Source organism: Streptomyces sp. NPDC102514, from assembly GCF_055584525.1.
Map to the genome: position 1 here is coordinate 64327 of NZ_JBVJLW010000018.1, position 25547 is coordinate 89873.

Sequence of the window (25547 nt, forward strand, 5' to 3'; positions counted from 1 at the left end):
CCCGGCGTTCACCGCGGAGTGCGGTGTTGCCTAGAGCGCACTCGACCACGTTGGCTGTGAACCATGAAGTACACGCAGCTGGGACGCACAGGACTCAAGGTCAGCCGACTCGTCCTCGGCACCATGAACTTCGGTCCGCAGACGGACGAGGCCGACAGTCACGCGATCATGGACACGGCACTGGACGCGGGCATCAACTACTTCGACACCGCCAACGTGTACGGCTGGGGCGAGAACAAGGGCCGTACCGAGGAGATCGTCGGAAGCTGGTTCGCCAAGGGCGGGGAGCGGCGCGACAAGGTCGTGCTCGCCACCAAGGTGTACGGCAACATGGCCGCCGAGGGCGACGCCTGGCCCAACCACGACAAGCTCTCCGCGCTCAACATCCGGCGCGCGGTGGACGCCAGCCTGAAGCGGCTGGGTACCGACTACATCGACGTCTACCAGTTCCACCACATCGACCGCAGCACCCCGTTCGAGGAGATCTGGCAGGCGATCGACGTCCTGATCCAGCAGGGCAAGATCCTGTACGTCGGGTCCTCCAACTTCCCCGGCTACAAGATCGCCCAGGCCAACGAGATCGCCGCCCGCCGCGGCGGCACCATCGGCCTCGTCAGCGAGCAGTGCCTCTACAACCTCGCCGAGCGCCGCGCCGAGATGGAGGTCATCCCGGCCGCGCAGGAGTACGGGCTCGGCGTCATCCCGTGGTCGCCGCTGCAGGGCGGTCTGCTGGGCGGTGTCCTCAAGAAGGAGATCCAGGGCGGGCGCCGGGCGAGCGGCCGGGCCGCCGACACCCTCGCCGACCCCGCGGGCCGCGCGCGGATCCAGTCGTACGAGGATCTGCTCGACAAGCACGGCATCGAGCCCGGCGAGGCGGCGCTGGCCTGGCTGCTGACCCGGCCCGGCGTCACGGGCCCGATCGTCGGCCCGCGCACCGCCGAACAGCTGGAGTCCGCGCTCCGAGCCGTCGAACTGGAGCTGAGCGACGAGGTCCTCACCGGCCTGGACGAGATCTTCCCGGGCCCGGGGCCGTCCCCGGAGGCCTTCGCCTGGTAGCCCCAGCTTGGACAGCCGACACCTTGATGGGCCGCCCCGACAGGGGCGCCCTGAAGGGGCGCGGGGCTGAGTCCATATGCGGCTCCGCCGCGGGGCGCGACAGCCCCAGCGGACCGTCAGCCGACAACGGCCCCCCTCAACCGCCCGCGGCAGCGACCGCGTCACCCGCCGACGGCCGCCGCCAAAGCCACCACGACAAACATCAGCACCAGCACACCGGCCATGATCCGGTTCCGCGTCTTCGGGTCCACGCACCGAGCGTAACCGCCCGCCCTCAGGCCACCCCGCCTCGGGGTCCGCCCGCGGGCCCGCCGAGGGGCCACCGAGCCAGCACCTCGTACCGCGGCTGCTCCCCCGGCACCCCCGACGCGGGCAGCCGACTTCGCACCAGGCACAGCTCGCCCACCGTCCAGGCCCGCCCCTCGAACCCGTCCAGCGCGGACACGTACGGGGCGAAGTCGGCCGACTCACGGTTGCTGCGCGCGAGCGTGAGGTGCGCCCGGTAGGCCCGGTGCTCCTCCCGCGTCACCCCCGCCCTGCGCCCCGCCGCCACAGCCCGGTCGGCGAGCAGCGCCAGGGTCCGTACGTCGCCCGCGGCGCCCGCCCACAACGCCCGGCCCCCGAAACGGCCTCCGGCACGCAGGGAGAGAGAAAAGGGTTCCGTCCGCCGCGCCGACCGCTCCAACCGGACCGACAGCTCCGGTACGAGCCCGTCGTCGACCTCTCCGTAGAACGCGAGCGTGAAGTGCCAGCCGGGCCGGGTGGTCCAGCGCACTCCGTCGTCCGCCCCCGGCAACCGCCGCAGCCCGTCGACCGCCACACCGAGCTCGCCCGTCACATCCTCAGGCGGCAGCACAGCGGCGAAGAGTCTCATACCGCCACCCTGCCACGCCCCGACCAACGACCAAGGGCCCCCAAGGGGCGCGGGGAACTGCGCGACCAGCCCCCACCGGCCCGGACCGACACTCCGACCCACAGGCCCCCAAGGACAGGGGCACAGCCCCGCCCTTAAGGGGCGCGGGGAACTGCGCGACCAGCCCCCACCGGGCCGGCACGACACTCTCGGACCTGAACCCAGTCAAATCCGCCGACCGCCTCGCAGGGAAGGGCTTACGCCGCCGTCGCCAGCACCCGCTCCCGCGGTACGAACCGGACCTGCGGATGCCCGTGGTGCCAGCCCACCGACAGGCGCAGGCCGCCCACCCGGGCCAGCGCAAGGCCGACCGTCGCCGCCGCCAGCGCCGAGACGACTCCGCCCATGGCGAAGCCCACCCGGGGCCCGTACGCGTCCGTGATCCAGCCGACCACGGGCGCGCCCAGCGGCGTACCGCCCATGAAGACCATCATGAAGAGCGCCATGACCCGGCCGCGCATGGCGGGGTCGGTGCCCATCTGGACGGCGGTGTTGGCCGTGACGTTGACGGTCAGGCCGGCCATCCCGATGGGGACCATGAGTGCGGCGAAGAGCCAGTACGACGGGGCCAGCGAGGCCACGATCTCCAGGACTCCGAAGGCCACGGCGGCGGCGATCAGCACACGCAGCCGGGCCGTGCCGCGCCGGGCGGCGAGCAGCGCGCCCGCGACGGAACCGACGGCCATCAGGGTGTTGAAGAGGCTGTACGCGCCCGCGCCGCCGTGGAAGACGTCGTCGGCGTAGGCCGACAGCCAGACGGGGAAGTTGAAGCCGAAGGTGCCGATGAAGCCGACGAGGACGATCGGCCAGATCAGTTCGGGGCGCCCGGCGACATAGCGCAGGCCTTCGCGGAGCTGGCCCTTGCCGCGCGGGGCGCGCTCGACCTGGTTCAGCTCACTGGAGCGCATCAGGAGCAGGCCCGCGATGGGCGCGACGAACGACAGTCCGTTGAGCAGGAACGCCCAGCCCGTGCCCACGCCGGTGATCAGCAGGCCCGCGACGGCGGGGCCGATCAGGCGGGCGGACTGGAAGTTGGCGGAGTTGAGGCTGACCGCGTTCTGGAGCTGGCCGGGGCCGACCATCTCGGCGACGAAGGACTGCCGGGCCGGGTTGTCGATCACCGTGGCGAGGCCTACGGCGAAGGCGGCGACGTACACGTGCCAGACCTGGACGTGTCCGGTGAGGGTCAGGAAGGCGAGCGCGATACCGGTGAGGCCCATCGCGGTCTGGGTGGCGAGGAGCGTGGGGCGCTTCGGCAGGCGGTCGACGAGGACTCCGCCGTAGAGGCCGAAGAGCAGCATCGGCAGGAACTGCAGGGCCGTGGTGAAACCGACGGCGGCGGACGAGCCGGTGAGGCTCAGCACCAGCCAGTCCTGGGCGATCCGCTGCATCCAGGTGCCGGTGTTCGAGACGACCTGGCCGGTGAAGAACAGCCGGTAGTTCCTGATCTTCAGCGAGCTGAACATCGAGGAGCGGGTCTTGGGGGCGTGCGGGGTGTTGTGGGCGGCAGGTGCGGGGGCGGAGTCTGCTCCGGGTCCCGTACTCAACGGCGTTCGCCTCCTTGCGTGGTGGTGCGGGTGGTTCTTTTAGTGCTGGTGGTGCTGGTGGTTCTTGTAGTGCTGATGGTTCATGTGGTGCTGGTGGTGCGTGTGGCCTCACGGGTGTCTGCGGGGGCCCGCGGCCGTGGCGCCTGTGCCGACAGCAGCCGGTACAAGCGTCTGCAGCCGCCTACAGGTGCGCGAGCTTCTCCAGTACGGGGGCGGCCTCGCGGAGCTTGGCCCACTCGTCCTCGTCGAGGCCGTCGACCAGGGAGGCCAGCCACGCGTTCCGCTTCGTGCGGCTCTCCGCAAGCATGGCCTCTGCGCGCTCGGTCTGCGTGACGACCTTCTGGCGGCGGTCGTCCGGGTGCGCTTCGAGGCGGACCAGGCCCTTCGCCTCCAGCAGCGCCACGATGCGGGTCATCGAGGGCGGCTGCACGTGCTCCTTGCGGGCGAGTTCGCCCGGTGTGGCCGTGCCGCAGCGGGCGAGGGTGCCCAGGACCGACATCTCGGTCGGGCTCAGCGACTCGTCGACCCGCTGGTGCTTGAGTCGGCGCGACAGACGCATCACGGCGGAGCGCAGGGAGTTCACGGCGGCAACATCGTCGCCATGGGTGAGGTCAGGCATGTTCTTTAGAATAACTCATTACTCTTCCTAAAGACCACCGCGACACCCCGCGAACGACCGTGAGTCCGGCCACTCACCCGCACATCAACCCTTACTTCACCCAAACGAGTGAGGCGGGCGCGGAAAGTGACACAGGACACGCCTCGGCCGCGACCCTCGTACCCATGGGGACCACTGTGCTCAGCCTGCGGATAGACGAGGAGCTGCTCGACCGGCTCCGGCAGCACGCGGCGAAAAGGGGAATGAGCGTCCAGGACTATGTCGTCCGGACGCTCATTCGTGATGACTTCGACGAGCGGTTCTCGACCGCGGTCGAGGAGACCGAGAAGTTCTACGGGGTTCCGTAGGCCCTGGGGTCGGCGCTCGGGCCGGACCCCGGGTCGGGATCAGGTCAGGCCCAGCGCCGGCATCAGGTAGTAGAAGGCGAAGACCGCCGACACCACGTACATGGCGACCGGCACGTCCTGGCCGCGCCCGGCCGCCAGCCGCAGCACGACGAACGTGACGAAGCCCATGCCGATGCCGTTCGTGATCGAGTACGTGAACGGCATCATCAGCATCGTCACGAACGCCGGGATCGCGATCGTGTGATCGGCCCAGTCGATCTGCCGGACCGAGCCGGACAGGATCAGGAAGCCCACCGCGAGCAGCGCCGGGGTCGCGGCCTGCGACGGGACCATCGTGGCGATCGGCGTGAGGAAGAGCGCGACGGCGAACAGCGCGCCGGTGACCACGTTCGCGAAACCGGTGCGCGCGCCCTCGCCGACGCCCGCCGTGGACTCCACGAAGCAGGTGGTCGCGGACGAAGAGGTAGCGCCGCCCGCGGCGACCGCGATGCCGTCGACGAAGAGCACCTTGCTGATGCCCGGCATGTTGCCGTCCTTGTCGGTCAGCTTCGCCTCGTCGCCGATGCCCATGATCGTGCCCATCGCGTCGAAGAAGCACGACAGCAGGACCGTGAAGACGAACAGCACGCCGGTCAGTACGCCGACCTTGCCGAAGCCGCCGAAGAGGCTGACCTGGCCGACGAGACCGAAGTCGGGGCTCGCGACCGGGTTGCCGGGCCACTTCGGGGTGGTCAGGCCCCAGGAGGGCACCTCGGCGATCGCGTTGATCACCACGGCGACGACCGTCATCGTGACGATCGAGATGAGGATCGCGCCCGGCACCTTGCGCACGATGAGCGCGAGGGTCAGGAGCGTGCCGAGGACGAAGACCAGGACGGGCCAGCCGTTCAGGTGGCCGGTCGCGCCGAGCTGCAGCGGCACGGTCGTCTGGGCGACGTCCGGGATACGGGAGACGAAGCCCGAGTCGACCAGGCCGATCAGCATGATGAACAGGCCGATACCGATCGCGATGCCCTTGCGCAGGCCGAGCGGTACGGCGTTCATGACGCGCTCACGCAGACCGGTGGCGACGAGCAGCATGACCACGAGGCCGGCCAGTACGACCATGCCCATCGCGTCCGGCCAGGACATCCGGGGCGCCAGCTGGAGCGCGACGACGGTGTTCACACCGAGGCCGGCCGCGAGCGCGATCGGTACGTTGCCGATGACGCCCATCAGGAGCGTGGTGAACGCGGCCGTCAGCGCGGTCGCGGTGACCAGCTGGCCGTTGTCGAGCTGGTGCCCGTACATGTCCTTCGCGCTGCCCAGGATGATCGGGTTCAGCACGATGATGTAGGCCATCGCGAAGAAGGTGGCGAGACCGCCGCGGATCTCGCGCGGCAGGGTGCTGCCGCGCTCGGAGATCTTGAAGTAGCGGTCGAGGGCGCTGTGGGCGGACGCGGGGTCCGGCTCATCGGGCGCGGAAGCCTTGGCGGGGGCCGAGGTGGGCATCGAGGACCTTTTTGGAGTTTCGTACGAGCAAAAGTGGCCATGGTCAGGCAGATTCAGTATGAACATATGACGGCTTTGGCGCTATCTCCGCGCGTAGACCGGTGGGGCGGCTGTGCTCCCGTGCCCTGCTCGTAAGCTGTCCCCATGGCGAAGTGGACACCGACACACGAGGCACCGGAACCGCTGGAGGGGCCCGTGGTGGCCACCGTCACGGGTGGCGCGATCCTCTGGTTCGTCCTCTTCCTGGTCCAGCTGCCGTTCTACGGCTGGCTCGACGACCACGGGCACCTGTGGTGGCTGTGGACGTGCCTCGCGGGGGCGGGGCTGGGGTTGATCGGGATCTGGTACGTACGGGGCCGCGAAGCGGCGATCCGCCGGGCGTCCACGCCGTCCTCCGCACCGTAGGGGTTGACGTCTCCGGTCGTACGTCCAGTGCGGCTGAGTGGGGGTGACCCGCGCCGTTCCCCGCGCCCCTAAAAGCGGGGCTGCGCCCCAGCTTTTGCGCCTTTAGGGGCGCGGGGAACTGCGCGGCCAGCCGCTTCCGGGCTGCGCGCGACATTCGACGCCCGGCCCCACCCCCCCAGGGGCGCGGGGAACTGCGCAGTCTTTTGTCTTTGGGGCGCGGGGAACTGCGCGGGCGGCGTCGGGCGGCCCCGCCCCTAAGGGCGTAGGGAGCCGTCGTGTACTACCACGGCAGCACCCCCGCTCCTCCGCTGGTCGGATCTTGCCGTACTCGTCGGGTGAAGCCGCATATCCCCCCGTACCGTCGAAGACATGACGCACATCGACGCGGGCGCCGAACTCGATCCCGTGCACCCCGTCCCGCTGCCCGCCGGCGCGAGCAGAACCGCGAAGGGCCTGACCGCCGCCGAGGTCGCCGAGCGCGTCGCCCGGGGCGAGGTCAACGACGTCCCCGTGCGCAACAGCCGCTCCACCGCCGACATCGTCCGCGCGAACGTCTTCACCCGGTTCAACGCCATCATCGGCGTGCTCTGGCTGATCATGCTGTTCGTCGCCCCGTTCCAGGACAGCCTGTTCGGCTACGTGATCCTCGCGAACACCGGCATCGGCATCATCCAGGAACTGCGCGCGAAGAAGACCCTGGACTCCCTCGCGGTGATCGGCGAATCCCGCCCCACCGTCCGCAGGGACGGCACCGCCACCTCCATCGGCACCTCGGAGATCGTGCTGGGCGACCTGATCGAGATCGGTCCGGGCGACAAGATCGCCGTGGACGGCGAGTGCGCCGAGGCCGACGGCCTGGAGATCGACGAGTCCCTGCTCACCGGCGAGGCCGACCCGGTGGTCAAACAGCCCGGCGACCAGGTCATGTCGGGCAGCTTCGTGGTCGCGGGCGGCGGCGCGTTCAGCGCGACGAAGGTGGGCCGTGAGGCGTACGCGGCGCAACTCGCCGAGGAGGCGAGCCGTTTCACCCTCGTCCACTCCGAACTGCGTACCGGTATCTCCACGATCCTCAAGTACGTGACCTGGATGCTGATCCCGGCTGCCGTCGGCCTCGCCATCACGCAACTCGTCAGCAAGGACAACGACTTCAAGGACTCCATCGCACGCGCCGTCGGCGGCATCGTGCCCATGGTTCCCGAAGGCCTGGTCCTGCTCACCTCGGTCGCCTTCGCCATAGGGGTCGTCCGGCTCGGCCGCAAGCAGTGCCTCGTCCAGGAACTCCCGGCCATCGAGGGCCTCGCCCGCGTCGACACGGTCTGCCTCGACAAGACGGGCACGCTCACCGAGGGCGGCATGGACGTCACCGAGCTGCGCCCGCTCGGCGCCGACGGGGACGGGGAGGGGGAGGTCGACGAGGCGTACGTGCGCGAAGTACTCGGCGCCTTCGGTGCGTCCGACCCCCGCCCGAACGCCTCCCTCCAGGCCATCATCGACGCCTACCCGGACAGCGCGGGCTGGCGCCGCGAGGGTGCGCTGCCCTTCTCCTCCGCGCGCAAGTACAGCGGGGCGTCCTTCGCCGAAGGCGGGAACGGGGACGCGGACGGGGGCCGGGTGAGCACCTGGCTGCTGGGCGCCCCCGACGTGCTCCTCGCCGACGGCGACCCCGTACTCGCCGAGACCGAACAGCTCAACGAGCAGGGGCTACGGGTCCTGCTGCTCGCCCGTGCCGTCCGCGAACTCGACGACCCCCGGGTCCAGGAGGGCGCACGGCCCACCGCGCTTGTCGTCCTGGAGCAGCGGCTGCGGCCCGACGCGGCGGACACCCTGCGGTACTTCGACGAGCAGAACGTACGCGCCAAGGTGATCTCCGGAGACAACGCCGTGTCGGTCGGCGCGGTCGCCGCCAAACTCGGTCTGCCCGGTGCCTCCGCCACGGTCGACGCGCGCCGACTGCCCGCCGAACGGGACGAGATGGCCGAGGCGCTGGACCGGGGCTCCGTGTTCGGACGGGTCACCCCGCAGCAGAAGCGGGACATGGTAGGCGCGCTCCAGTCCCGCGGACACACGGTGGCGATGACCGGCGACGGCGTGAACGACGTACTCGCCCTCAAGGACGCCGACATCGGTGTCGCGATGGGCTCGGGATCCGAGGCGACGAAGGCGGTCGCCCAGATCGTGCTGCTCAACAACAGCTTCGCGACGCTGCCGTCGGTGGTCGCCGAGGGGCGCCGGGTGATCGGGAACATCACCCGTGTCGCCACGCTGTTCCTGGTCAAGACGGTGTACTCGGTGCTGCTCGCGGTGCTGGTGGTGTGCTGCCAGGTGGAGTACCCGTTCCTGCCGCGGCACCTGACGCTGCTGTCGACGCTGACGATCGGGGTGCCGGCTTTTTTCCTTGCACTCGCGCCCAACAAGGAACGGGCTCGGCCGCACTTCGTCCGGCGGGTGATGCGGTACTCGATCCCGGGCGGGGTGGTGGCGGGGCTGGCCACGTTCACGACGTACCTGCTCGCCCGGCACCACTACTCCGGGGAGGGGGCGTTGGACGCGGAGACCAGCGCGGCGACGCTGACGCTGTTCCTGGTGTCGATGTGGGTACTGGCGATCGTGGCGCGGCCGTACACGTGGTGGCGGATCGGCCTGGTGGCCGCGATGGGGCTGGCATTCCTGCTGGTACTGGTGGTGCCGTGGCTTCAGTCGTTCTTCGCGCTGAAGCTGGTGGGGGCCACCATGCCGTGGACCGCGGTGGGGGTGGCGGTGGTGGGCGCTGCCGCGCTCGAACTGGTGTGGAGATGGGTGGACCGCCGCTTTACCGTCTAGCCGCGGGGAGAACGAGGAAAGGGTGCGGGTGGGTGGGGGCTGGCCGCGCAGTTCCCCGCGCCCCTAAAGGCCAAAGACAAAAGACTGCACCGTTCCCCGCGCCCCTTAAAAGCCAAAGACAAAAGATTGCGCCGTTCCCCGCGCCCCTGACGGGGCCCGAGGGGGCGAAGGCGCAGCCGAGCCCCTAAGGGGCGCGGGGAACTGCGCGACCAGCCACGACGCACCCGCACACGATGAACGACCGGGGGCCGTGCCCCTTAGGGGCGCGGGGAACTGCGCGGCCGGCCACGACGCTCCCGCAGGTGGCGGAACGGCCGCGACCCGGGGACGCCGACGGCCCCGCGCCAGTGGTGGCGTGGGGCCGTCGGCCGTGGAGCGGAGTGGAGCCGGAGGTTACTGGACGTCGATCGCGTCGCCCGCGGAGTTGACGGCCGGCGTGGTCGACGTGCCCGCGAAGGCGTAGCGGTAGGTCCCGTCGACGGAAGCCGTGACGGTCGTCTTCAGCTTGCCCGCGGAGCTGCCGGTGCCCGACTTCACGGTCTTGACGTCCGTGTAGGTGGACGTGCCCTTCTTCTTGAACTGGAGCTTCACGGACTGCTGGGTGTAGCCCGCGTACTTGTTCGTCTCCCAGTTGGCGCGCGTCAGGGCCCCGGTGACCGTGATGGTCTTGCCCTTCTTCACGGGCTCGGGAGAGGCGTTGACGGTGAGGCGGGAGTTGCGCAGCACCTTGGTGGTGGCAAGGTCGCCCTGGTCGGCGTAGGAGCCGGTGACGTAGTTGAGCAGCAGCGCGCCACCCTTCCAGGAGCCGGCGTCGCTGTTCAGCAGCTCGCCCTCGGACGGAAGGATGTCGACGTAGCCGGTGCAGTTGGCGACGGTCGCCGAGGCCTCGGTGCAGGTCGCCGCGTCGAAGCCGAAGATGACGTTGTCCGGGGTGGCGAACGAGCCCTTGTAGATGTACGGGCCGGTGGCGAAGTCCGCGGAGCCGAGGTCCACGTCGGCGCCGTGGGTCAGCTTGTAGGTCACCTTGGTGGAGACCTGGTTGGTGGTGCCGACCTTGTGCGACGAGGCGATCTTGAAGTTGGAGAAGGAGGCGTCCAGGTCGCCGTCGACGACCGCGGCGGCCGTGCTGCGCTGCGCCTTGGACACGCCGCTGTGGGCAGCCTCGAAAGCGGCGGCGGCGGTCCCGCGGTACGAGGAGTCGTCGGCCTGGGCGACCGGGACGGCGAGCGCGGAGAGGGCCAGGGCGCCGGTGACTGCGGCCACGGTGGCACGTATGCGCATATGTTTCCCCCGGTGGAGAAAGGGGCCCGACGGTCGTCTTCACGTGGGCCCGAGTGATCTTGGAGCCTGTTGGCTCGCATGATCAGATACATCGCGCGGACCGATGGTTGTACGGCGAGTGAATATTTTGTGACCATGTGACGCAGAACACTTCCAGGGCCCGCCGGGGCGCGCGGCGCGCGGCCACGCCCCGGCGGGCGGCGCTCAGTCGAACCAGCGGTCCCGTGCCAGTTCCTCCGTCCTGGACGGGTCCTCCAGGAGTGCGGCGACCTCGAAGCGGCGGGGCCACTGGCCGGCCGCCCACGCGAGGCCCGCGGCGACGCCCTCCAGCGTGGAGGCGTGCAGCACCCCGTCACGGGTGCGGCGCCAGTCGAGTTCGGTGCCGTCGACGACCAGTTCCTCGTGCTCGACATAGGTCGCGGGGGTCGAGGGGCCCAGCAGAACCCGTACGGACTCCGGTACGTCGTGTTCCGTGCCCTCGCTGGTCACCTCGCCGGTGACGGACTCGCTCAGCCGCCGGACCTGGAACAGTTCGGCGAGGTCGGCGGCCCGCGCGGGCCGTACCGGGAGCAGGGGTGTGCCCGCGGTGAAGGGCAGCAGATCGGGCGAGTCGACGACCACGGCGTCGGCCGCGTCCACGACACGCACCTCGCCGTCCACCACGGCCCGCACCTCGTCCGGCAGGGTCACCTGGTCGGGGTCGAGGTCCGCCAGCGCGCCGTACAGGGCGTGCAGTTGGGACGCGGAGACCTCGCGGTCGGGGTCGGCGAGCCGGTCCAGGAGTTCCGCGCCGCCGCCCGGTTCTGCGAGCAGCGCGGCCACGGACGTACGGACGCCGAGGGCCCGCAGCACCTGCTCGTCGTCGAAACCGGCCGCGTCGGCGGCGTCGTACAGGCCGTGCAGGAGCGGGTCGCCGCCCTCGGCGCGCAGGCCGGCCGGGCGGCGGCCGTCGAGGACGGGGTGCCCGCGCAGCCACCAGGCGGTGTACGAGCGGATGATCTCGTGGGTCCCGTCCGGCAGCAGCACGCGGACCGGCTGGGTGAGGGCGTCCCGCAGCGGCGGGCGGGAGAGCAGGGCGAGGGCCTCGGGCCAGCGGTCGTCGTCCACGAGGTCGAGGTCGCGCACGGCCACGATCTCGGTCGCGACGGGCGGCACCGGTGAGTCGGGCAGCCCGTCCAGGGCGTCCTCGCACCACACGTCCACGGCGTCGAGCAGCCCGGCGTCGTCGGGTTCGGCGAAGTCGCCGTCCTTCGGCTCCAGTTCGTCGGGGTCGAGGACGACGTCCGTGGCGCGTACGAGGGTGAAGTTCGCGAGGACGCCACAGGCGGCGAGGGGCTGTTCGCCCCAGAGTTCGGCCAGTTCGGGGTCGACGGAGGCGAGTTCGTCCTCGCGCATCACCTGGGCGAAGGGGCTGCCGGGCAGGACGAGTTCACCGGCGGGGACGAGTTCGCCCTCGTCGTCGGGGAGCGCGAGGGCGCCGAGCCAGGGTTCGTCGCCGGGTTCGAGGTCGGCGTCCCGGACGAGCGCGAGGACGGTGTCGGCCAGTTCCTCGGCGTCGGGGGTGGTGTCGTCGTCCCAGGCGCCGCGGTCGTCGTCGAGGGAGCCTGCGACGGCGGCGCGGACCTGCGGGGTGGTCAGGACGGCCCGCGCGGTGGCGGGCAGGGCGCCCAGCTTCTCCAGGAGCGGATGGACGGCGTCCGGATGGGCGACCTTGAGCCCGAGCCGGGCGAGCGCGTCGGGCGCGGCCCCGGCCGTGGTCGCAGCCGTGGCCGTGGTCGTGGTCGTGGTCGTGGCGCCGTCCGCGGTGGGCAGCAGGACCTGGCGGGGGCCGATCGTCGTCCGGCCGTCGGCCAGCGGGACCGGCAGCCCGGAGAGCCGGTCCGGGTCGACCCCGGCGAGGCTGTCGTACAGGCGCCGCCACCACTCGGGGGCCTTCTCCAGGCCCGCGAGCCGGTCGACCGCCTCGGCCAGCGGGACCCGCGCGACTCCCAGGGTGCGCAGTTCCGCCCGCCGTTCGAGCCCGGCGGGCAGGAGGCTGGGCAGCACCTCCGCGAGCACCCGTACGGTGTCGGCGCCCGCCCCCTCCACGACCTCGGCGTCGCGGGGACGCAGGGCCTCGGGCAGATCGGAGTCGCCGTCGTCCTCACCGGTCCCGGCCGCCGGTTCGGCCGCGGGCGGCAGGAACTCCGTACGCGGCAGCCGGTCCAGGATCGCCTGCCGCAGGGACCCGTCCAGTTCGCCCTTGCCGAGCGGGCCGGGCACCAGGTCGATGATCCCCGCGGTCACCGGCCGCCAGGCGGCGAGCAGTTCGACGTACGCCTCCGCCGCGCGCTGCACCAGGAAATCGGTCAGCGGGCCGGGGGCCGCGTGGCGGCGGGTGGTGTCGAGCGGCAGCGAGGCGATGAGCAGCGCGGGCACGCCGAGAGGTTCGTCGCTGGGGGTGGGCGCGTGCACGACGGGGCCGGTGCGGGGGCGGCCCGGGGTGCCGTCGGCGTCGACCGGGACGGCCCAGGTGACCGACCAGTGGGGGCGCAGGCGCTCCTCGACGGGCCGGTCCGCGAGCAGGGCGGGCTCCAGGGAGCCGTGCGCGGAGACGGTACGCCAGTGGGTCGTGCCGTCGCGGGAGTCCTCGACGACCACGCAGCCGCCGTCCTCCTCGGTACGGCGCCGGACGGTCCGTACGCTGCCGTCGCCGCTCTCGACGACCACTTCCGCCAGACCGGGCAGGGCGAGCAGCAGGGCGTCGTCGACACCGTCGAGAAGCCGCTCCGCGAGCGCCTCGGCGGCGGGGTCCCGCAACGGCAGGACGACGACACTGTCGTACGAGTCCGGCGCGGTGCCCTCGGCCGCGAACGGCAGCCTGAGCAGGGGTACGTGGCCGTCGCGGCGGCGCAGTTCGTCGCCGAGGCCGGGGCTGTGGCGGGCGATGTCGGTGGCGAGGTCGCGGGCCTCGACGAGGGACCAGCGGACGCCGCCGTGCCGGCCCAGCAGGGCGGGTTCGTCGGTGACGGCCAGGACCGCCGCGAAGCCGACGCCGAAGCGGCCGACCGCGCTGTCGCTGTCGTCGCGCTTGGCGGAGGCGCGCAGGGTGGAGAGGGATTCGACACCCGTGGCGTCCAGGGGGGCGCCCGTGTTGGCGGCGGCGAGGACTCCGTCGCGCAGGGTGAGGCGGAGGCGGCCGGGGACGCCTGCGCGGGAGGCGGCGTCGGCGGCGTTCTGGGCGAGCTCCACGACGAGGCGGTCGCGGTAGCCGCCGAGGACGAGGTCCTCCTCGGAGTTGGCGTCCTCCCGGAACCGTGCCGGGCTCGTCGCCCAGGCGTCCAGCACCCCGCGTCGCAGCCGGGCCGTCCCGAACGGATCCGCGCCCTCGGCTGCCGGCCGCACGAAGTTGCTCACGCTTGACACTCCCTCATCGTCGTACGCCCGCGCGCATCGGCCGGCCGCGGCAAGAAGGTACCGCGCGGGTCCCTTGGCAGGGGGCCAGGGCCGGAAGGGGTGGCTCCGCCGCGTGGGTGGGTGCGGGTCGGTGGGGGCTGGCCGCGCAGTTCCTCGCGCCCCTGAAAAGCGAAGGACGCCAAAAAAAACTGCGCCGTTCCCCGCGCTCCCAAAGACCTAAAGCCAAAAGACTGCGCCGTTCCCCGCGCCCCTTAAAAGCCAAAGACAAAAGACTGCGCCGTTCCCCGCGCCCCTGACGGGGCCCGAGGGGGCGAAGGCGCAGCCGAGCCCTTAAGGGGCGCGGGGAACTGCGCGACCAGCCACGACGTGCCTGCGGACGGCGAACAACCGGGGCCGTGGCCCCTCAGGGGCGCGCGAGCGCGCGTCGCAGGCTAGCTGTGGCCGTATTCCGATGCGGACCCGTCCGGACCCACCGGCACCGACCCGGAGTCCGGCGAGGGCCGAAGCGGGAACGGATCCACCCGGGTCTCGTCGATCACCGGCGGCGCAGGCCGCGCAGGCGCAGGCATGACCGCCGCCTCGGAATGCCCACCACATCCATACGAGAGCGACACCACACGTCCATCCGCGGGCGAGAACTCATTCGCACACAAACCGAACGCCTGACCGAGCGACCCGCCCACGGGATTCAGGAACCCACAGCTGACACACGTCGCGGGAGCGGCCTGCGCCATCGCGGTCTTCGCCCCGTACGACTCCTCCCACCGGTCCGCCGCGACATGCAGCCCGTACCGGGACAGCACGCGAGCCCGCCGCATCCCCAGTTCCTCGGCCACGGACGCGATCGACCCGCGGGACGGCACGAGCGGCAGCGCGGCGGGCGTGCGCGCCGTGATCTCGGCGTCCTCCGCCTCGGCCAGCTGGGCCATCTCCTCGGAGATCGGCGCGTTCGGGGCGGGTTCGTCCTCGCCGGAGTAGCCGGGTTCCAGACGCAGGTCCTCCGCGTCCGTGGGCAGCAGGTCCCCTGGACCCATGTCCCCCGGCCGGAGCCGCTCGCTCCACGGCACCCACTCGGGTGCCAGCAGGGCGTCGGTGCCGGGCAGCAGCACGGTCTCGTCGAGGGTGACGACCTTCGCCCGTGAGGCCCGGGCCACCGTCACGGCCCAGCGCCAGCCGCGGTAGCCCATCTCCTTGCATTCGAAGAAGTGCGTGACGACGCGGTCGCCTTCGCTGACCAGTCCCGCGTGCTCCCCCACCACGCCGGGAGCGGCGGCCTCCTCGGCGGCTGCCCGGGCGAGGTCCACGGCCTCGGCACACAGGCGGTCGGGGGTTCGGCTTCGCGTTGTCGCGCTCACAGGTATCGCTTCTCTCCTACGCCGTCTCACGAGTGCGCCATCCCTCGACGGGGGTGCGGACGGAGCGGACCGGAGGGCCGCGTCGACGTCCGCGCCCGATCGCACTCGGGCGCACCTACGTCATCCATTCTGCGGGATGACCGAGAGGCGCGCGGCCGAGAACAACCGCCGCGGGCGCGCTACGCACGCTACCGTCTCGTCGGCGCTGGGCCTACACCGGCGTTGCCTTCATGCTGTCGCGGCGTTTCCCCGACCGGGCGAACAGGACGCTCCGGATGGGTGCGCGGGACCCTCCGAACGGGGTCCACGAGGCGCTTCCGGCAGGGGCCACACGGCGGTCCCGGCCGGGTCCGGAGGCCGCTGCCGACCGGGTGCGCGGGGCGCTCACGGCCGGTGCGCAGAGCGCCCTTCGCGCATGTCCGGCACCCGATCCCCCACCCCCACTCCGCCGCTATACGGGCGGTAACTGCGCTAGTTCCGCCAATCTCGGGGCACTATTGCGGAGTGGCAGCCGCAAGGTCGCCCCAAGGCGCCACCGGAATCGGTGAGGCCGGGGCAGGACGTAAGAGCGGGTCGGGTCCGGTGCGCGGGGCCGTCCGTTCCGTCGGGCATGCCCTGCGCCTGCCGTTCAGCGGTACGGCGAGAGGCATCAGAAAAGCTACACACGCGCACGGCGCGGGCGAGTCGGGCCTCGGCAAACTGATCGAACTGCACGGGGTGAACGGCGCCGGCGACATGCTGATCACCGTCGCGCTCGCCTCGACGGTCTTCTTCTCGGTCCCGACGGACGAGGCCCGCGGCCGGGTCGCGCTCTACCTGGCGATCACGATGGCCCCGTTCACGCTGCTCGCCCCGGTCATCGGCCCTCTCCTGGACCGCCTCCCGCACGGCCGCCGGGCCGCGATGGCGGGCGCGTTCATGGCGCGCGCGTTCATGGCCCTGCTGCTGTCGGGCGCGGTCGTCACGGGCAGCATCGAGCTGTACCCGGCCGCCCTCGGCGTCCTGGTGGCCTCGAAGGCGTACGGCGTGGTCAGAAGCGCCGTGGTGCCCCGGCTCCTGCCCCCCGCGTTCTCCCTGGTCAAGGCGAACTCACGGGTCACGCTCGGCGGTCTGCTGGCGACGGGCGTGGCGGCCCCGATCGGAGCGGGCCTGCAGGCCCTCGGCCCCCGCTATCCGCTCTACGGCGCCTTCCTGATCTTCGTGGCCGGTACGTTCCTGTCGTTCTCCCTGCCGCACAAGGTCGACTCCGCCAAGGGCGAGGACAAGGCCCTGCTCGCCGCGGACGAGCAGCATCTGCACGGTCCGCACCTCAAACAGCCCAAGCGTCCGGGGCTGCGCACGGTCGGCACGGCGGTCACGCACGCGCTCGCCGCGAACGCCGCGCTGCGCGGACTCTCCGGGTTCCTGATCTTCTTCCTGGCGTTCCTGCTGCGCGAACACCCCCTCGCGGGCGCCAGCGCGGCGGTCTCGCTGACGATCGTGGGCGTGTCGGCGGGCGTGGGCAACGCGCTGGGCACGGCGGTCGGGGCGGCCCTGCGGTCCCGGGCGCCGGAGCTGATCATCGTCACCGTGGTCGCGGTGGTGCTCGGCGTGGCGATCACGGCGGCGGTGTTCTTCGGGGTGCTCCTGGTGGCGGTGCTCGCCGCGTTCGCCGGGTTCGCCCAGGCACTGTCCAAGCTGTCCCTGGACGCGCTGATCCAGCGGGACGTGCCGGAACTGGTGCGGACGTCGGCGTTCGCCCGCTCGGAGACGATCCTCCAGATGGCCTGGGTGGTCGGCGGGGCGATCGGTATCGCGCTGCCGCTCATCGGCTCGCTCGGGATGGCGGTGGCCTCCGGGATCATCGCGCTCGGCTGGCTCACCACGGTCCGCGGGCTGCTGAGCACGGCCCGGCACGGCGGCAGGCAGCACGCGCACCTCGCCTGAACCGCCCGGACCCCACCCGCCGTCGGCCCGATCCCCGCCCGGCCACCGTCTGCCAGCCGCCCTGTCCCGGCCCGGCCGTCACCTGCTCGCCGGAGTGATCCGGGCCCGCGGCACGCCGCGTAGCCCACCCACATAGCCGGGCCGCGCGACCCGCCCGATAACCTTCGCCCATGAGCTCCCAGCGTCCCCTTGCGCGCCGTCGCCGCGCCGTCGCCGCCGCAAGTGCCGTTTCCGCCGGACTTCTTGTGCTGTCCGCCTGTGACAAGCCGACGCCGATGGCCACGGTCACGGTCGGCAAGAACTCGGTCAGTGTCGAGGCCGAGTGCTACGAGGACGGCAAGACCATCGGCAAGGAGGAAGCGACCAAGTGCGCCCTCAAGAAGTCCTCCGACACGATCAGCGTCTCGCAGGGTGAGACGCTGCGCATCGGTGTCGACCCTGAGATCGCCGACGAGGGCTGGGCCCTGTGGCTCAACGGCCAGCAGGTCACGTCCCCCTTCAAGAAGACGTACTACGCCTTCGAGGGCGTCGACCTCTTCGCCGAGCAGTCGGGCCAGGCCGCCCCGAAGACGATCTACATCAGCGTCGTCCAGCAGAACAAGGCCGGTACGCAGGTCCAGGGTGTCTGGAACTTCAAGCTTGAGAACGCGGACGCCTGAGCCGCCGCTGAGCCGCCCGATCCTCAGGGAGCGCCGCTCATGCGTGTCCTCGTAACCACCGCCGTCCCCGCCGAACGGGACGCGGTGGCCGCGGCGTTCACGGCGCCGGCATCGGCGTCGTTGGTGCTCCATCCTCTCGCCGGTGGCGTGGGACCGGCCGCGGCCGCCGCGTCGACCGCCGCCGCGCTCACCATCGCCGCGCTGGGCGGTGAGCCGTACGGCCTGGTCGTCTCCGCCGGTATCGGCGGCGGATTCCTGCCCGACGCGCCCGTCGGCTCGCTCGTCCTCGCCGACGAGATCACGGTCGCGGACCTCGGCGCCGAGACCGCCCAAGGGTTCCTTCCGGTCACCGAACTGGGGTTCGGGACCGTCACGCACCGGCCGCCGAATTCACTCGTACGAGAGATCGCGGCCGTCACAGGAGCACGTCAGGGGTCTGTCCTGACCGTCAGCACGGTGACCGGCAGCGCCGCACGCGCGGTGGAACTGCGCCGGCGCCACCCGCGCGCGCTCGCCGAGGCCATGGAGGGCTTCGGGGTGGCGGAGGCCGCCGCGGCGCACGGCGTCCCCGTCCTGGAACTCCGTGCCGTGTCCAATCCCGTGGGCCCCCGGGACCGCGCCGCCTGGCGGATCGGCGAGGCCCTCACGGCACTCACCGGGGCCTTCGGGAAGCTTGCGCCCGTACTGGAGAGTTGGAACCCACATGACCTCACCCACTGAGCCCTCGCAGACGCCTCAGCCCTCGCAGCCCTCGCAGTCCTCCGAGACGCAGCCTCTGAAGATCGCGTACTCGCCCTGTCCCAACGACACCTTCGTCTTCGACGCCTGGGCCCACGGCCGGATCCCGGGGGCGCCCGAGCTGGACGTGACCTTCGCGGACATCGACATCACCAACGGCATGGCCGAACGCGGCGAGTTCGACGTCCTGAAGGTGTCGTACGCCGTCCTGCCGTACGTCCTGGACGAATGGGCCCTGCTGCCCTGCGGGGGCGCCCTGGGGCGCGGCTGCGGGCCGCTGGTCCTCACCCGGGAGCCGGGCGTGGACCTCACCGGCCGTACCGTCGCCGTGCCCAGCGAGCGGTCGACCGCGTACATGCTGTTCCGCCTGTGGGCCGCCGACACGGTTCCCGGCGGGGTCGGCGAGATCGTGGTCATGCCGTTCCACGAGATCATGCCCGCGGTACGGGACGGGAAGGTGGGCGCCGGACTCGTCATCCACGAAGCCCGATTCACGTACCAGAACTACGGGCTGCACAAGCTCGCGGACATGGGCGAGCACTGGGAGCTGACGACGGGGCTGCCGATCCCGCTGGGCGCGATCATCGCCAGGCGGTCGCTGGGCGAGGCCGCGCTGGGGCTGCTCGCCGAGTCCGTCCGGGCGTCCGTGCGGGCCGCCTGGGACGATCCCGAGGCCTCGCGGGCGTATGTGCTCGCGCATGCGCAGGAGATGGACGCGGCGGTCGCCGATCAGCACATCGGGCTGTACGTCAACGAGTTCACGGCGGATCTCGGTGAGGACGGGTACGCGGCGATCCGGGGCCTTCTCACGCGGGCGGCGGCGGAAGGGCTTGTGCCCGCGCTTGCGCCGGGGGCGCTGGACTTTCCCTAGCGGGTCCCTCGCCGGGAGGTGCGGGGTCGGTGGGCGGGTGCGGATTGTGGGTGCGGGTCCGGTGGGGGCCGGTCGCGCCGTTCCCCGCGCCCCCAGAAAAGGGGTGGCTGGGGGCGGCTGCCGGGTGCGGGTGCGCTGTGGCTGGCCGCGCCGTTCCCCGCGCCCCTCGTGCGGGCTGCGCCCATGAGGGCGCAGCCCGGGTCGGCTATACGTCCAACTGGTCCGCCACCGCGCGCAGTAGGCCTGCGATCTTTGCGCCTGAGGCCTTGTCGGGGTAGCGGCCCCGTTCCAGCATTGGCGTGATGTTTTCCAGGAGGGTCGTCAAATCCTGGACGATGGAGGCCAGTTCGTCGGGCTTGCGGCGCTGGGCTGCCGCGACCGACGGCGTGGGGTCCAGGAGCGTCACCGAAAGCGCCTGGTCACCGCGTTGTCCGGCGACCACACCGAACTCCACCCGCTGCCCCGGCTTGAGAACATCGACTCCGGCGGGCAGGACCGAGGAATGAACGAAGACGTCGCCGCCGTCGTCGCGGGAGAGAAAGCCGAAGCCCTTCTCACTGTTGAACCACTTGACCTTGCCGGTAGGCACGTCTGTCCTCGTCCTCGTACTCGTCGGAAACTGCGTCGGAAAGACTTCAAGACTTCGGCTGAAACTGCTCGGGAAACAGGTCCGTACAGCACTACAGCGGGTCGTCGGACCCGCCTGTACCAAGGCTAATGGTCCGGCGGCTGCTGACAAGACGTCGCCGGATTGTTCCTCCGGGCAGGGAACTACCCTGGTCGAGTGCGTGACAAAACCCAACCGAATTCCGCCGCGGCCGGAGAACGACTCATCCGTGCCGGTGCCATCGTGTTCTTCGTCGGAGCTGTGGCCACTCTGGTCACCGTGGCCCCGCTGCTGCTCGACACGACGCCCTTTCCTACGTACATGTTCGGTCTGAGCATGTTGATGGGCGTCGGATTCCTCATCGCGGGAGCGGGGGTGTTCCAGTCGATCGCCGACGGCCGCCGGCAGGCACGCGGAAGTTCGTGACCGCCCGCCGGTCCCCTACTGGTGGGCCGCCAGCCAACCCGGGAACTCCAGCAGGTCCTTGAGGACCACGTCGGCGCCCGCCGCGCGCAGTTCCTCCGCGTCGCACGGGCCGGTGGCCACCGCGACGGACAGCGCTCCGGCGGTCCGCGCGCCGCGTACGTCGCCGGTGTGGTCGCCGACGTAGACGCCCGCGTCGTACTCGCGCAGGGCCTCCGCCTTGCGCTCGGCCCACAGGTCGCCGATGACCGCGTCGGCGTCGATGCCGAGATGGCTGAGATGCAGCTTGGCGTTCGGCTCGTACTTGGCGGTGACGACGATCGCCCGGCCCCCGGCGGCCCTCACCGCCGCGATCGCCTCGCGGGCGCCGGCCATCGCGGGCGTCGGGGCGATGGCGTGGGTGGGGTACATCTCCCGGTAGACGTCCGCCATGGCCGCGACCTCCTCGGCCGGAAACCAGTTGACCAACTCCTCCGCGAGCGGCGGCCCGAGCCGGGTGACGGCGAGATCGGCGTCGATGAAAGTGCCCGTCCGCACGGAAAGCGCCTGATAACAGGCCCGGATCCCGGGCCGGGAGTCAATAAGGGTCATGTCGAGGTCAAACCCGACGGTCAACACACGAGAAGTCATATGAGCCATTGTGCCCACCCCGGCCCCCTTTCAGGGGCGCGGGGAACTGCGCGACAGGCCACAGCGCACCCGCACCCGGCAGCCGCCCCCGGCCATCCCTTTTCCGGGGGCGCGGGGAACTGCGCACAAGCCCCCGCCGGCCCGCACCCGGCACACTTCCCGCCCCACCCACCCGCATAGACTCAGGCCAGCCTTACCGAACAAGTCATCGACAATCAGCCACCCCCGGAGCACGCAGCCATGCAAGCCAGACGCATCGCCGCCCTGACGGCGGCAGCCCTGGCCCTCCTGCTGGCGGTCCTGCTCAGCCTCACCGTGGGCGCCCGCCCCATCCCCCCGTCCACGGTCCTGGACGCCCTCCTGCACAACGCCGACACCGCGGACGCGGACGTCGTACGCGCCCTACGACTCCCCCGCACCCTCATCGGCCTGATGGTCGGCGCGGGCCTCGCCCTGGCCGGAACCGCCCTGCAGGGCATCACCCGCAATCCCATCGCCGACCCCGGCATCCTCGGCATCAGCCAGGGCGCCGCCGTCGGAGTCGTCCTCGCCATCGCCTTCGCCGGCGTCCACACCCTCACCGGTTACGTCTGGTTCGCCTTCGCGGGCGCGGCGATCGCCTCGGTCGCGGTGTACGCGATCGCGTCGAGCGGCCGGGGCGGCGCGACCCCCGTGAAACTCGCCCTCGGCGGCGCCGCGATCAACGCGCTCCTCGTCTCCGTCACCACCGCGGTCCTCACCACCAGGGCCTCCGCGCTGGACGAGTTCCGCTTCTGGCAGGTCGGCTCCCTGTCGGGCCGTGACGCGGAGATCGCCGGCCAGGTGTGGCCGTTCCTGCTGGCCGGAGCCGTCCTCGTCCTGTCGGTGGCCCGCGGCCTGGACGCGCTCGCACTGGGCGAGGACGTGGCCAAGGGCCTCGGCCAGCGCGTCGGGACGGTACGGATCGTCGGCGGCGTCGGCGCCACCGTGCTCACCGGCGTCGGAGTCGCCGCCGCCGGCCCGCTCGCCTTCATCGGACTGGCCGTCCCGCACCTCGCCCGCGCGATCGTGGGCCCCTCCCACCGCTGGGTGCTGCCGCTCGCCGCGCTCCTCGGCCCGGCGATGCTGCTGGTCTCGGACACCGTCGGCCGGGTGCTGTTCCCGCCGGGCGAGGTCCCGGCCGGCGTGATGACGGCACTGATCGGCGTGCCGTTCCTGGTGGGGCTCGTGCGCAGGAAGGCGGTACCGGCGTGACGGCCACCCAGGCGGACACCCCGGCCGCACCGGCCACGCCGAGGACACGCACCACCGCCTCCGCCGCCGGCTACTCCGTACTCCGCGTCCGGCACGCCACCTTCCTGCTGCACCGGCGGGCGGCCACCGTGGGCGCGGTCCTCACCGTGCTGCTCGCGGCGGCCTGTCTCGCGTACCTCTGTGTGGGCGAGAGCTTCGTCGCGCCCGGGGAGGTGCTGAAGGTCCTGACCGGCCGGCCCTCGCCCGACGAACTGGTCGTCGGGACGCTGCGGGCGCCCCGGCTGGTGGTCGGACTGCTCGTCGGGGCGGCCTTCGGAGTGGCGGGCGCGCTGATCCAGACCGTCGCCCGCAACCCCCTCGCCAGCCCGGACATCATCGGCGTCAGCCAGGGCGCGAGCGCGCTCACGGTCGGCGCGATGACGTTCGGCGTGACCTCGTACGCCGTCCTGCCGTACCTGTCCGTCGTGGGCGGGCTGCTGGCGGCCGGGCTCGTGTACGCGTTCGCGTGGCGCGGCGGGCTGCACGCCACCCGGTTCGTGCTCATCGGGATCGGCTTCGCCATCGCGCTGCGCTCGGTGACCACCCTCTTCATGACGAAGGGCGACTATCTCGTCGCCCAGCAGGCGCAGATCTGGATGACGGGCTCGCTGAACGGCCGCGGCTGGGCGGAGGCCGCGCCGCTGGGCTGGACGCTGCTCGTCCTCGTACCGGCCCTGGCGTGGGCGGCGCGGGCGCAGCGGTCGGTCGGCGTGGACGACGACACGGCGACGGCCCTCGGGGTGCGGCTGAACCGGGTGCGGCTGGGGCTCGTGGTACTCGGGGTCGTACTCGCGTCGGTGGCGACCGGCGCGGCCGGGCCGGTGGACTTCGTGGCGCTGCTGGCCCCGCAGATCGCGCGCCGCACGGCCCGTACCACGCAGATCCCGCTCGTCTGCTCGGCGCTGCTGGGTGCCGTCATCGTCGTACTGGCCGATCTGCTGGCGCGGCGGCTGTTCTCGCCGACCGAGGTGCCGGTGGGGGTGCTCACGGCGGCCGTCGGGGCGCCGTATCTGATCTGGCTCATCGTCCGGAGCCGTTCCGTTCGTTCCGCCGGTTCCGTTCGTTCCGCCGGTTCCGTTCGTTCCGCCGGTTCCGTTCGTTCTGGAGGCAGGGCATGAGCAGGCTGTCGACGCGGGAGCTGACGCTCGCGTACGAGGACCGGACCGTGGTGCGCGGTCTCGACCTCGCGGTCCCTGACGGGCGGGTGACGGTCGTCGTGGGGCCCAACGCCTGCGGGAAGTCCACCACGCTGCGTGCGCTGGGGCGGCTGCTGAAGCCGCGCGGCGGTGCCGTGCTCCTCGACGGGATCTCGCTGGCCGAACTGCCCACCCGGCGGATCGCGCAGCAGATCGGGCTGCTGCCGCAGACTCCGGTCGCGCCCGAGGCGATCACCGTCGCGGACCTCGTCTCGCGCGGCCGTCAGCCGCATCAGAGCTGGTGGCAGCAGTGGTCCGACGCGGACGAGCGGGCCGTGACGGAGGCGATGGAGCGTACGGACGTGGCGGCGCTCGCCGACCGTCCCGTGGACGAGCTGTCGGGCGGGCAGCGGCAGCGCGTGTGGATCGCGATGGCGCTGGCGCAGGAGACGGAACTGCTGCTCCTGGACGAGCCGACGACGTATCTCGACATCGCGCACCAGGTGGAGGTCCTGAATCTGGTGCGCAGGCTGGCCGCGTCCGCTCCCGAGGGCGGCCGGGACCGCACGGTCGTCCTGGTCCTGCACGACCTCAACCAGGCCGCCCGCTACGCCGACCACCTCGTGGCCATGAAGGAGGGCCGGATCGTCGCCTCGGGCCCGCCGTCGGAGATCGTCACGGCCGGTCTCGTACGGGAGGTCTTCGGTCTTGAGTGTGTCGTCGTGCCCGATCCGGTGACCGGGTCGCCGCTGGTGGTGCCGGGGGCGCCCTGGAGTGCCGCGTCCTCGTCCGCCTCCCCGCCCTCGTCCTTGTCCGGGAAGGGGCGGGCCGGTGTTCCCGCGCCGGAGGACGCCGTCACTTCCGGCGCTGCGACCGCCACACCAGATACAGCGCCGAAGCGATAGCCGCGCCGCGCAGGACCCACGGCCAGGTCTCGGCGATCGCGTCGCTCATCCGGTCCTGCGCGATGGGCTCGCCCCAGCGCCCGTCCGAACGGCCCCAGATCCAGACGATGCCCCCCGAGGCGACGATGCCGGGCAGGACGAGGACGGCCCACTTCGCCTCGGTGGGGCTCAGCCTGCGCGAGAGGTAGGCGATGAGCCAGCCGAGGCCCAGCATGACGAGGTTGCCGATGGCCGCGCCGGCGACCAGGAGGGCGGCGGCGAGCAGGAGGAGCGGGTTGGACCAGCCCCCGCCGCCACCGCCACCACCGCCGCCGAGGGGGCGCAGGCGGGGTACGAGGCGACGGCGTGCGCGCCCGGCGGGTACGGGTACCTCGACGACGTCCGCCGCCGCGGACTTCGGCTCGGGCTCACCCTCCTTGCCGGGCTTGTCGAGCTTGTCGGGGTCGTCGTCCGGTGGCGGCTTGAACAGTTCCGGGATCTCGATGCCGCCCGTGAAGCCCGGCACGCTGTCCGTCGAGCCGAACGGGCCGCTCTCCACCCGCCACCAGTCGGGCTGGGGCCCGGTGCCCAGCTCCTCCGTGCTGGCGAGGTGCGGCGGAGTGGGCGGGGAGCCGACCATCCCGGTCGATTCCGACTCGGCCACCTCGGGGTTGGCGGTACGCGGCCGGGGCACCGCGCGGCGCAGGCGCCGGGGACGGGCCGCCGGTTCCTGTGCGCGCTGGGCGGGGACGGCGGACCGCTTCGGCGGGGACGACTGCGTACCGGCGGCCTTGTCCGTGCCGGTACCTGTACCGGTGCCGCCACCTGTGCCCGCGCCGCTGTCGGTCGGGGAGTTGGCCGCCGCGACCACCGACTCGGGGGTGCCGATGCGATCCAGGATGCGGCGGACCGCGGCCGGGCTGTCGAGGGTCGCCTTCGTCCGGCGACGGTCGATCTCGCCGCGCAGCTCGGACACGAGCCGCATCCGCGTCCCCGACGGCAGCTGCCTCTGCTGGGCCAGGTCGCCGACCCGGCTCAGATAGTCGAATACGAGCTGGTCGCTCTCGATCCCCACGAAGTCCCCTCCGGGACGCCCACGTTGCGTTTTCCCGTGCGACCGACGGTACCGCGCCCGCCGCCGGTGGCGGGCCCCGGCACGGCCGCGGCTCAC

General features: G+C 71.9%; 22 protein-coding genes. 12 read left to right on the forward strand and 10 right to left on the reverse strand.

Annotation, left to right across the window (positions count from 1 at the left end; all coding sequences use genetic code 11):
* Positions 1-63 precede the first annotated feature (63 nt).
* Positions 64-1056, forward strand: a complete 993-nt coding sequence (locus ACZ60E_RS36205) for an aldo/keto reductase (protein WP_469446115.1) — start codon at positions 64-66, stop codon at positions 1054-1056.
* 274 nt (positions 1057-1330) lie between these two features.
* Here ACZ60E_RS36205 and thpR read toward each other — a convergent pair whose 3' ends face one another.
* The 3 genes from thpR to ACZ60E_RS36220 form a co-directional block, all read right to left on the reverse strand.
* Complete coding sequence (gene thpR, locus ACZ60E_RS36210) at positions 1331-1930, reverse strand: RNA 2',3'-cyclic phosphodiesterase (protein WP_469446116.1); 600 nt, start codon at positions 1928-1930, stop codon at positions 1331-1333.
* 236 nt (positions 1931-2166) lie between these two features.
* A complete protein-coding gene (locus ACZ60E_RS36215) occupies positions 2167-3516 on the reverse strand; it encodes an MFS transporter (protein WP_384815057.1) in 1350 nt (449 codons plus the stop codon).
* 181 nt (positions 3517-3697) lie between these two features.
* Positions 3698-4135, reverse strand: a complete 438-nt coding sequence (locus ACZ60E_RS36220; RefSeq protein WP_107015362.1) for a MarR family winged helix-turn-helix transcriptional regulator — start codon at positions 4133-4135, stop codon at positions 3698-3700.
* 164 nt (positions 4136-4299) lie between these two features.
* Here ACZ60E_RS36220 and ACZ60E_RS36225 point away from each other — a divergent pair, with 164 nt between their 5' ends.
* Complete coding sequence (locus ACZ60E_RS36225) at positions 4300-4482, forward strand: ribbon-helix-helix protein, CopG family (protein WP_210881101.1); 183 nt, start codon at positions 4300-4302, stop codon at positions 4480-4482.
* Between the two features lie 39 nt (positions 4483-4521).
* On the opposite strand, the gene ACZ60E_RS36230 is transcribed toward ACZ60E_RS36225, so the two are convergent.
* Positions 4522-5973: an NCS2 family permease gene (locus tag ACZ60E_RS36230; RefSeq protein WP_469446118.1), complete on the reverse strand. Its 1452-nt coding sequence runs from the start codon at positions 5971-5973 to the stop codon at positions 4522-4524.
* A gap of 144 nt (positions 5974-6117) precedes the next feature.
* On the opposite strand from ACZ60E_RS36230, the gene ACZ60E_RS36235 reads away from it, so the two are divergent.
* Positions 6118-6378, forward strand: a complete 261-nt coding sequence (locus ACZ60E_RS36235) for a DUF2530 domain-containing protein (RefSeq protein WP_384815051.1) — start codon at positions 6118-6120, stop codon at positions 6376-6378.
* Positions 6379-6747: 369 nt separating this feature from the next.
* Positions 6748-9198 carry an HAD-IC family P-type ATPase gene (locus ACZ60E_RS36240; RefSeq protein WP_469446120.1) on the forward strand — a complete coding sequence of 817 codons (2451 nt, stop codon included), beginning with the start codon at positions 6748-6750 and terminating at the stop codon, positions 9196-9198.
* Between the two features lie 393 nt (positions 9199-9591).
* Here ACZ60E_RS36240 and ACZ60E_RS36245 read toward each other — a convergent pair whose 3' ends face one another.
* The 3 genes from ACZ60E_RS36245 to ACZ60E_RS36255 all read right to left on the reverse strand — a co-directional run bounded on the left by ACZ60E_RS36245 (position 9592) and on the right by ACZ60E_RS36255 (position 15230).
* Entirely contained in the window at positions 9592-10479 is an 888-nt protein-coding gene (locus ACZ60E_RS36245) for a hypothetical protein (protein ID WP_384815047.1), read from the reverse strand.
* A gap of 204 nt (positions 10480-10683) precedes the next feature.
* Positions 10684-13875 carry a sacsin N-terminal ATP-binding-like domain-containing protein gene (locus tag ACZ60E_RS36250; protein ID WP_469446122.1) on the reverse strand — a complete coding sequence of 1064 codons (3192 nt, stop codon included), beginning with the start codon at positions 13873-13875 and terminating at the stop codon, positions 10684-10686.
* 431 nt (positions 13876-14306) lie between these two features.
* Entirely contained in the window at positions 14307-15230 is a 924-nt protein-coding gene (locus ACZ60E_RS36255; RefSeq protein ID WP_366785445.1) for a DUF3027 domain-containing protein, read from the reverse strand.
* Positions 15231-15734: 504 nt separating this feature from the next.
* Between ACZ60E_RS36255 and ACZ60E_RS36260 the strand changes: the two genes are divergently transcribed.
* From ACZ60E_RS36260 to ACZ60E_RS36275, 4 genes are all read left to right on the forward strand, one after another.
* Complete coding sequence (locus ACZ60E_RS36260; RefSeq protein WP_384811218.1) at positions 15735-17156, forward strand: MFS transporter; 1422 nt, start codon at positions 15735-15737, stop codon at positions 17154-17156.
* A gap of 170 nt (positions 17157-17326) precedes the next feature.
* Positions 17327-17815, forward strand: coding sequence for a hypothetical protein (locus ACZ60E_RS36265; RefSeq protein WP_107015354.1), 489 nt, complete (start codon positions 17327-17329; stop codon positions 17813-17815).
* A 39-nt stretch (positions 17816-17854) separates the two neighbouring features.
* Positions 17855-18535: a futalosine hydrolase gene (locus ACZ60E_RS36270; RefSeq protein WP_469446125.1), complete on the forward strand. Its 681-nt coding sequence runs from the start codon at positions 17855-17857 to the stop codon at positions 18533-18535.
* Positions 18519-19424 (forward strand): 1,4-dihydroxy-6-naphthoate synthase, encoded by a 906-nt coding sequence (locus ACZ60E_RS36275; protein ID WP_469446127.1) that lies wholly within the window; start codon positions 18519-18521, stop codon positions 19422-19424. Before ACZ60E_RS36270 ends, ACZ60E_RS36275 begins: the two co-directional genes overlap by 17 nt.
* Positions 19425-19629: 205 nt before the next feature.
* Here the strand turns inward: ACZ60E_RS36275 and ACZ60E_RS36280 are convergent, their stop codons facing one another.
* Positions 19630-20013: a cold-shock protein gene (locus tag ACZ60E_RS36280; protein ID WP_107015351.1), complete on the reverse strand. Its 384-nt coding sequence runs from the start codon at positions 20011-20013 to the stop codon at positions 19630-19632.
* A gap of 195 nt (positions 20014-20208) precedes the next feature.
* Here ACZ60E_RS36280 and ACZ60E_RS36285 point away from each other — a divergent pair, with 195 nt between their 5' ends.
* Positions 20209-20457, forward strand: a complete 249-nt coding sequence (locus ACZ60E_RS36285; protein ID WP_189771853.1) for a hypothetical protein — start codon at positions 20209-20211, stop codon at positions 20455-20457.
* Positions 20458-20472: 15 nt separating this feature from the next.
* Here the strand turns inward: ACZ60E_RS36285 and ACZ60E_RS36290 are convergent, their stop codons facing one another.
* On the reverse strand, positions 20473-21093 hold the full coding sequence (locus ACZ60E_RS36290) for an HAD family hydrolase (protein WP_384811208.1): 621 nt from the start codon (positions 21091-21093) through the stop codon (positions 20473-20475).
* Positions 21094-21324: 231 nt separating this feature from the next.
* Between ACZ60E_RS36290 and ACZ60E_RS36295 the strand changes: the two genes are divergently transcribed.
* Genes ACZ60E_RS36295 through ACZ60E_RS36305 form a run of 3 tightly spaced genes read left to right on the forward strand, consistent with a single transcriptional unit; the run spans position 21325 to position 24397 of the window.
* Positions 21325-22317: a FecCD family ABC transporter permease gene (locus tag ACZ60E_RS36295; RefSeq protein WP_384811206.1), complete on the forward strand. Its 993-nt coding sequence runs from the start codon at positions 21325-21327 to the stop codon at positions 22315-22317.
* On the forward strand, positions 22314-23474 hold the full coding sequence (locus ACZ60E_RS36300) for a FecCD family ABC transporter permease (RefSeq protein WP_469446130.1): 1161 nt from the start codon (positions 22314-22316) through the stop codon (positions 23472-23474). Before ACZ60E_RS36295 ends, ACZ60E_RS36300 begins: the two co-directional genes overlap by 4 nt.
* Positions 23471-24397, forward strand: a complete 927-nt coding sequence (locus tag ACZ60E_RS36305; protein WP_469446131.1) for an ABC transporter ATP-binding protein — start codon at positions 23471-23473, stop codon at positions 24395-24397. Before ACZ60E_RS36300 ends, ACZ60E_RS36305 begins: the two co-directional genes overlap by 4 nt.
* Here the strand turns inward: ACZ60E_RS36305 and ACZ60E_RS36310 are convergent.
* Complete coding sequence (locus tag ACZ60E_RS36310; RefSeq protein WP_469446132.1) at positions 24348-25451, reverse strand: hypothetical protein; 1104 nt, start codon at positions 25449-25451, stop codon at positions 24348-24350. The two genes, ACZ60E_RS36305 and ACZ60E_RS36310, sit on opposite strands and share 50 nt — an antisense overlap.
* Between the last annotated feature and the right edge of the window lie 96 nt (positions 25452-25547).

Bases quoted from the DNA above. Each gene is read 5' to 3' on its own strand.
- ACZ60E_RS36205 (WP_469446115.1), top strand. From the start codon at position 64: ATGAAGTACACGCAGCTGGGACGCACAGGACTCAAGGTCAGCCGACTC.
- thpR (WP_469446116.1), bottom strand. From the start codon at position 1,930: ATGAGACTCTTCGCCGCTGTGCTGCCGCCTGAGGATGTGACGGGCGAG.
- ACZ60E_RS36220 (WP_107015362.1), bottom strand. From the start codon at position 4,135: ATGCCTGACCTCACCCATGGCGACGATGTTGCCGCCGTGAACTCCCTG.
- ACZ60E_RS36225 (WP_210881101.1), top strand. From the start codon at position 4,300: ATGGGGACCACTGTGCTCAGCCTGCGGATAGACGAGGAGCTGCTCGAC.
- ACZ60E_RS36230 (WP_469446118.1), bottom strand. From the start codon at position 5,973: ATGCCCACCTCGGCCCCCGCCAAGGCTTCCGCGCCCGATGAGCCGGAC.
- ACZ60E_RS36235 (WP_384815051.1), top strand. From the start codon at position 6,118: ATGGCGAAGTGGACACCGACACACGAGGCACCGGAACCGCTGGAGGGG.
- ACZ60E_RS36240 (WP_469446120.1), top strand. From the start codon at position 6,748: ATGACGCACATCGACGCGGGCGCCGAACTCGATCCCGTGCACCCCGTC.
- ACZ60E_RS36245 (WP_384815047.1), bottom strand. From the start codon at position 10,479: ATGCGCATACGTGCCACCGTGGCCGCAGTCACCGGCGCCCTGGCCCTC.
- ACZ60E_RS36265 (WP_107015354.1), top strand. From the start codon at position 17,327: ATGAGCTCCCAGCGTCCCCTTGCGCGCCGTCGCCGCGCCGTCGCCGCC.
- ACZ60E_RS36270 (WP_469446125.1), top strand. From the start codon at position 17,855: ATGCGTGTCCTCGTAACCACCGCCGTCCCCGCCGAACGGGACGCGGTG.
- ACZ60E_RS36275 (WP_469446127.1), top strand. From the start codon at position 18,519: ATGACCTCACCCACTGAGCCCTCGCAGACGCCTCAGCCCTCGCAGCCC.
- ACZ60E_RS36290 (WP_384811208.1), bottom strand. From the start codon at position 21,093: ATGGCTCATATGACTTCTCGTGTGTTGACCGTCGGGTTTGACCTCGAC.
- ACZ60E_RS36295 (WP_384811206.1), top strand. From the start codon at position 21,325: ATGCAAGCCAGACGCATCGCCGCCCTGACGGCGGCAGCCCTGGCCCTC.
- ACZ60E_RS36305 (WP_469446131.1), top strand. From the start codon at position 23,471: ATGAGCAGGCTGTCGACGCGGGAGCTGACGCTCGCGTACGAGGACCGG.